A 6,501-nucleotide genomic window follows, 5' to 3' on the forward strand; every position below is an offset into this window, starting at 1 on the left:
AACTAACACTGTAATTTTCCACCGAATGAGCAACCTTTGTTGAATCAATGTAATTGGCAAGACTGATGTAACAATTCTCTTAGTTTAAAAAGTATTCTGTATCATTACTGAACTTCAGGACATTCTTTTTAGGAATGTCCTTTCTTTTTTAGGGCAAGCTAAAAAAGAGGTGTTCCCAATGGATAAAGCAGATTGCAGTATACTGGTTGTTTTTCTTTTTTTATATGTTTTTATAACCCTTTGCGGACAGTGCCCCTATATTAATGCTGTTCGTTTTTCTGTCATCTGCCTATGCCTGCTTCCTGCCACACGTTACGGCGTTCCCATGGCGGCTGTCTTTACCGTCCTCAGTGATGGTTTTCTGCTGTTTTCTCCTTATGAAAAAATGGGGGTCTTTTTCTTCTGCCTTGTGCAGCTTTTTTACATCTCTTTTTTTCTGGACAAACATCCTTCTCCTTGGTATTTTTTCTGCTGTCTGCCGCTCTTACTTCTTCCTTTACCGGTCCTAGGTGGAGTCTATGCCCTTTTGTTTTTATTGCATGTCTTTATCGCGTTTTCTCTATGGAAACAAAAAAAGGCAAAGCCCATTTTTGGGCTATACCTTTTGGGTCTTTTTCTGTTCATTTGTTGTGATATCTCCGTGGCAATAGGCTATTTTAGTGCGCCGAATCCTGTTGTTATTTGGATATTCTATGCACCTTCGCAAATGCTCTTAGCTTTTACTGCCAAAGCGTTGCCACCTCTGCCAAGACCGTTTGCTCCTTATCCTTGAGGAAAGTCAATATTTCCTTCCCCATCTCTGTGGTGTTGATATATGTTTTCATGATGACTTCATCCCCCCGCAAACACTCTTTGCGGTAAACAATACGAACATCCTTCAGCTTCATATTATCATAAATATCATCAGGAACGTCATCCATTGCCCACTCAAGATATTTTACATTATTGGCATGACCATTAGAATCCATATCCCTTCTGGTAATTTCTAAGGTACGAATAAAAGCCTCAACCTCCTCCGACTCCTTTGGCATGAGAAACTTCTCACCGGGAATTGAAGATTCTTGTCCGGAATGGTATTTCTCAACCATCTCATCAGGAATATTACCGGGTTTGCGCTTTTCCAAGTCCATATAAATCCAACGGGAAATCCCTTTAATTATTATTTCATTTTTCTCATCTAAAATATGAAAGCATCTGATTGCCTGCATTCTGCGGCATTTTTCACACCAAGTCTGAACGGTAATCGTCTCACCCAGCTTAGGCATTCTATCCACTTCCAGATGCCAATTAATTACTGCCCATCCTGTCTGTTTTTCCGTCAAATACTCAACAGAGTAACCCAAGAAATCCGAATGGTTGATGGCAGCCTCCTGCAAATCGGAAAACAGCGCTGCTGGCGTTATCAACCTATTCACGTCCACCTGAAAATAAGAAATCTTTCGGCTTTCTTCATATCCAATTTGTACCATTTTTACTTCCTCCGTTCCTTAAAGCATAGGCGAAACCAATCTTGCCACAGCTTCCTTTACCTTAAACCACCATTTTCTTTTGTCATACCACTCCTTTGTTATCTCAATGCAACTATCCAAATCTTTCATAAAATCAGCTTCCAATGATTTGGTCAGCTCCGTATCAAACATAAATGCATTTACTTCAAAGTTCAGTGCGAAGCTACGCACATCCATATTTGCTGTGCCAACAGAGGCAACCGACCCATCAATACAAAGGGTTTTTCCGTGTATAAATCCTTTTTCGTATTGATAACAGCGCACCCCTGCCTCCAGCAGCTCTCCTAAATAGGACATACTGGCCCAATAAACCAAAATATGGTCTGGATTTCCGGGAATCATAATGCGCACATCAATCCCAGAAAGAGCAGCAACCCGCAAAGAGTCGAAAATGCTGTCATCTGGAACAAAATATGGCGTTGTCAAATAAATATGATCCTCCGCTTCATTCATCATCTTAAAATAACCGTTGCGTATGTTTTTCCATTGTGTATCAGGTCCGCTGGAAACAATCTGGGTTTCAACACCATCATATTGTTCTCTTTCGGGAAAATACTTGTCCTCCAGAGGAACGACTCCTTCTCTTGAAGTAAAATTCCAATCCATAATAAAGCGTATCTGCATCTGATCCACCGCATCCCCCTCGAAACGAAGGTGAGTGTCTCTCCAATGACCATAGCGCTTTACAATGCCCAAATATTCATCGCCCACATTGAAGCCACCAATATATCCAAATTCCCCATCAATAATGCACAGCTTTCTATGATTTCGATAATTGATCCTTACAAAAAACGGCGGTAAAAAAGCAGCCGAATAACCACCCGCTTGGTGCAATTTGTCAAAAAAATCCTTAGGCAAAGATGAATTTCCCATTCCGTCATAAAGAAGGCGAACCTCAACCCCTTCCTTTGCCTTTTTTGTCAACTCATCCAACAATCTTGACCCAAGCTTGTCTCCCCGCCAAATATAATACTCTAAGTGAATGAACTTTTTTGCTTTGCGGATATCTCTTACCAAGGCCTCAAATTTATCCTTACCCGTATTGAAAACAGCCACCTGGTTATTAAAGGTCATCCAATTACCTGAATTCAAATGCAAATAAGCCAAATCCGTTAAATACTCTGCCTCAACCAAACGTCCTCTGTTTTCAATCAATGATTTTTGCCGCTGAATTTTTTCAATGGAATGGCGGTCATGAAATAAGTATTTATAATAAACCTTTTGATCATAAGCTTCTTTCTCATAAAACATCTTTTCTCGCTTGCCATTTTTCCCAAAGATTAAATAAGTTAAAAATCCAAAAATAGGTATAAAAAACAGCACCAGGAGCCATGCCCAAGTGCTAGCAGGATTTCTGCGTTCAAAAAAGACCACCAACCCTGCCAAAAGCACGTTGATAAATAAGAGAACCACAATGAAATATGCTAATATTGTAAAAACTTGTGTATGCATGAAAGTCGCCCCCTTTGATACCCCAAGCTTCCTGTAGTATACTATATTCTTCCAGAGATATGCAAGTCATGTTCCGTTTAAAAAAAGTTAATTTTTCTTTTTTCCTACTTCCCTAAAAACAAAATCAATGTTAGAATAGAACAAGTATGAATTGCACATACGTGAACTTTTGTTTACGTAAAATTAAGGAGGAACTTTTAGTGAATGCTTCAAATGTGAATTTTTCAGATGTATTGATCATTATTACTGTGGTTTTAGCCATTATTCTTGCCCTTCTGTACTATTTTAACAAGGTCAGTATGCGTAAAATGGTGCAGGCACAGGACTTTATAGACAATAACCGTACAACTGTACAAATCTTTATCATCGATAAAAAGCAGGAAAAGCCTTCTCCTTCTAATTTACCGAAAGCTGTATATGAGCAAATGCCTAAAACCTCTAAAATGCGTAAAGCCAATCTGGTTCGAGCAAAAGTTGGCCCCCAGATTGTAACTCTTATTTGTGATAAACCCGTCTTCAATGTTCTCCCGGTGAAAAAAAATGTCAAAGTTGACTTAGCGGGAATCTATATCATAGGTATCACTGGCATGAAGCTTGAAGATAAAAAGAAAAAGACCCTTACCGAAAAAATGACTCTAAACCTAAATAACAAAGTATCCAAAAAATAATATGGTAATCAAAAGCCTCCTTGCGAAAGCAAAGAGGTTTTTTTATACTTCAACATATAAAAATAACCAAAACTTCTTCACAAATCGATAAAAGCTAAAAAAGCTCTTTCTCAATAAAAAAAGACTAACACTCAAAATTAAGCTACTACAGAAAAAACCGATGCATGGAGCAATCCATAATGCATCGGTTTTTTGCATCTTATAAGTTCAAGAAATCAAGTAACTTATGTATGGTTCCAACCACCTTGATATATTCTCAGCGGTTAAGCCACCATACTCCCAGGTTTAAATAACCTGCAAAACAAAGCCATAAAATATAGGGAATTTGCAACTTTGCCGCTAACGGAGAAACCTTGCTAAAGGCTTTTGTCATTGCTAAAACCAAAAGCAGAAGCACGATCAGCCAAACAAACGCGAACAAACGCCATTCAAACGTAAAGAAAAAGAAGCTCCAGCAAAAGTTAAAGGCAAGCTGGATAAAAAATAGCGTCAGCGCTTCTTTTTTCCCCTCCTTATCGGAGCAGCATACCATTGCCGCACCAATGCCCATCAATAGGTATAGCACTGTCCATGCCACAGGAAAAAGCCACGCCGGAGGGGCAAGAGGCGGTTGATTTAACACCTGATATTGGCTCATAGCCTCCATGTTTAAATACCCCGATATTCCGCCCACTATCAACGGTAATATTACTAATAACAAACAACGTAATTTTTTTTGCACATGATCCATCTCCTTTGCTCAAAAGAATACCGATTTATTCTAAGTATATTGCTCGGTTCTATTTTCCATTCTAAAAAACCAAACATTGCTTTGGTAATTTTTAGGATTTGCTATGGAATTCATGTCAAATTCGTTGTATTTTTTATTTATTTGTTTTTACAGGTCAAAATTCTCTCTTTCAATGCTGCTTTCTCTTTTTCATCTAAAAAAGCGGCTTCCGCAGCGTATAAAAGCATTTGAATCAAATCATCCTCAGTAAAACCCATATCATAAATGCAGTGATCATATTCTTTATCTAATGTTAAGCCGAACAATGTCATATTGTCAGTGTTAATGGTAACCCGCATGCCCAAATCATACATCTTCTTTACATAATGATCGCCATAACTCATGGTACTTTGACAGCAAACATTACTGGTGGGGCAAATCTCAAAGGTAGCCCCTTCTTCAATGGCTCTTTGACATAGGGCAGTGTCTTCATAAACATGATGTCCATGTCCCAGTCTTTTTGCACCAAAATTCAAGGCATCCTCAACCGTTTCAGGACCTTGACTATCCCCGGCATGGCAAGTAAAGGGTACTTCCAATTCTCTTGCTAAATCAAATATAGGCGCAAAATTAGAAAGGGGTACAATTCCCTCTGCCCCTGCCAAGTCAAGGGCAACCACGCCTTTGCCCAAGTACTCTTTTGTCAGTCGAACGGTTTCTAAATTCTCTGTCATATTTGCAGTCTCTGGCCCGATACTCATGGCACAAAGGATGATGCCAATCCCAATTTCAGGATGCTCTCTAAGACCGGCTTCTTTTCCCTCTAACACGGCATCAATTGCATCCCTCTGGGTCAGCCCCTTTTGGGTATGCAGTTGAGGTGCAAAGCGAATTTCTGCATAGGCAACACCCTCTTGCACTAGCCATCCAATTAATTCTCGGGTTACCCTTGTAAGGGAAGCTTTGTCCTGCAAAATTTTCACAGGAATTTCAAATCGTTCTAAGCACTCATTCACATCTTTACAGCCCTCAGGAACCATAATCAATGGAACAAAACTTTCAAAATCTTTGGCTGGCACCTCTATCCCCTGTTCCCGAACCAATTCCCATGCAGTTTCAGGTAAAATGGAACCATCCAAATGTAAATGCAAATCAATTTTCGGCAAATTGTATTTACCCATATAAAAAACCTCCTTCTTGTTTCTTTTCTAAATATATCATAACCGAAATTTCTTCTTTTTGTCAAAAATAATCCCCTTTTGCAATGGCTTTTGGCCTGACAAAAGGGGATGTTTTTCCTATTCAAAAGGTTGTTTCTGTTTCTTATTTCTTACCATGGAACAATTTTTTCGTCTGATACTTGGGCTCACAGGTCAAATTTACACCCAACTTGTGGAACATGGTCTCATCCACATTGGTCAGGACGACTGAAGAATGCACCTCTGAGCATTTCAATTTTTCTAGCTGTTGTAACGCCAAACTTGCATTTTCTTCCGTTGATGCGCTGATGCACAGAGCAATCAACACCTCATCGGTATGCAAACGAGGGTTATGATTCCCAAGATTGTTTACCTTGAGCTTCTGGATAGGCTCAATAACCGTAGGAGAAATAATCTTCTCTTCCTTTGGTATTCCAGCCAACTGTTTCAAGGCATTCAACAGCATTGCCGAGGATGCACCCAATAAGGGCGTGGTTTTTCCTGTCACAATGGTGCCATCTGGCAATTCAATAGCCGCACAGGGTGCCTGGGTTTCCTCCACCCGGTTCAATGCCGCTGCAACCACAGGACGGTCAGCCACAGAAACACCTACTTGCTTCATTAACAATTCCAGTCTAAAAATAACATCCTCTTCTATATTGCCCTTTCTATGGTCACAAAGAGCATTGTAATATCTACGAATGATTTCATTGCGAGAAGCAGCCTTCACCGCTTCATCATCAATGATACAATTACCAACCATATTTACACCCATATCTGTAGGGGACTTATAGGGTGACATCCCAAAAATTTGCTCAAACATAGCATTCAGAACTGGGAAAACCTCCACATCTCTGTTATAGTTGATGGTGGTTTCTCCATATGCCTCCAGATGAAAGGGGTCAATCATATTCACATCGTTCAAGTCTGCTGTAGCCGCTTCATAAGCCACATTTACAGGGTGG

At 39.7% G+C, this 6,501-nt stretch carries 7 protein-coding genes; 2 read left to right on the plus strand and 5 right to left on the minus strand.

Annotated elements, in window-relative coordinates:
• Window positions 1-178: 178 nt before the first annotated feature.
• Window positions 179-772 (plus strand): lysoplasmalogenase family protein, encoded by a 594-nt coding sequence (locus RTK36_RS00650; RefSeq protein ID WP_312043283.1) that lies wholly within the window; start codon window positions 179-181, stop codon window positions 770-772.
• Here the strand turns inward: RTK36_RS00650 and RTK36_RS00655 are convergent.
• The gene (locus RTK36_RS00655; protein ID WP_312043285.1) at window positions 720-1,469 is read right to left on the minus strand and encodes an acyl-[acyl-carrier-protein] thioesterase; all 750 of its coding nucleotides are present in this window, start codon (window positions 1,467-1,469) and stop codon (window positions 720-722) included. The two genes, RTK36_RS00650 and RTK36_RS00655, sit on opposite strands and share 53 nt — an antisense overlap.
• Window positions 1,470-1,487: 18 nt before the next feature.
• Window positions 1,488-2,960: a cardiolipin synthase gene (gene cls, locus RTK36_RS00660; protein WP_312043287.1), complete on the minus strand. Its 1,473-nt coding sequence runs from the start codon at window positions 2,958-2,960 to the stop codon at window positions 1,488-1,490.
• A 200-nt stretch (window positions 2,961-3,160) separates the two neighbouring features.
• Here cls and RTK36_RS00665 point away from each other — a divergent pair, with 200 nt between their 5' ends.
• A complete protein-coding gene (locus RTK36_RS00665) occupies window positions 3,161-3,628 on the plus strand; it encodes a hypothetical protein (RefSeq protein ID WP_312043289.1) in 468 nt (155 codons plus the stop codon).
• Window positions 3,629-3,884: 256 nt separating this feature from the next.
• Here RTK36_RS00665 and RTK36_RS00670 read toward each other — a convergent pair whose 3' ends face one another.
• The 3 genes from RTK36_RS00670 to RTK36_RS00680 form a co-directional block, all read right to left on the minus strand.
• On the minus strand, window positions 3,885-4,349 hold the full coding sequence (locus RTK36_RS00670) for a TspO/MBR family protein (protein ID WP_312043291.1): 465 nt from the start codon (window positions 4,347-4,349) through the stop codon (window positions 3,885-3,887).
• A gap of 146 nt (window positions 4,350-4,495) precedes the next feature.
• Window positions 4,496-5,518, minus strand: a complete 1,023-nt coding sequence (add, locus tag RTK36_RS00675; RefSeq protein WP_312043293.1) for an adenosine deaminase — start codon at window positions 5,516-5,518, stop codon at window positions 4,496-4,498.
• Between the two features lie 142 nt (window positions 5,519-5,660).
• A partial coding sequence (locus RTK36_RS00680; RefSeq protein WP_312043295.1) for a DUF1846 domain-containing protein occupies window positions 5,661-6,501 on the minus strand: 841 nt, incomplete at its 5' end.

It is taken from the genome of Anaerotignum sp., from assembly GCF_031981185.1.
Lineage (GTDB): Bacteria > Bacillota > Clostridia > Lachnospirales > Anaerotignaceae > Chakrabartyella.

What these genes read in the sequence shown, in the direction of transcription:
- cls (WP_312043287.1), bottom strand. Translation starts at nt 2,960, where the DNA reads ATGCATACACAAGTTTTTACAATATTAGCATATTTCATTGTGGTTCTC.
- RTK36_RS00650 (WP_312043283.1), top strand. Translation starts at nt 179, where the DNA reads ATGGATAAAGCAGATTGCAGTATACTGGTTGTTTTTCTTTTTTTATAT.
- add (WP_312043293.1), bottom strand. Translation starts at nt 5,518, where the DNA reads ATGGGTAAATACAATTTGCCGAAAATTGATTTGCATTTACATTTGGAT.
- RTK36_RS00655 (WP_312043285.1), bottom strand. Translation starts at nt 1,469, where the DNA reads ATGGTACAAATTGGATATGAAGAAAGCCGAAAGATTTCTTATTTTCAG.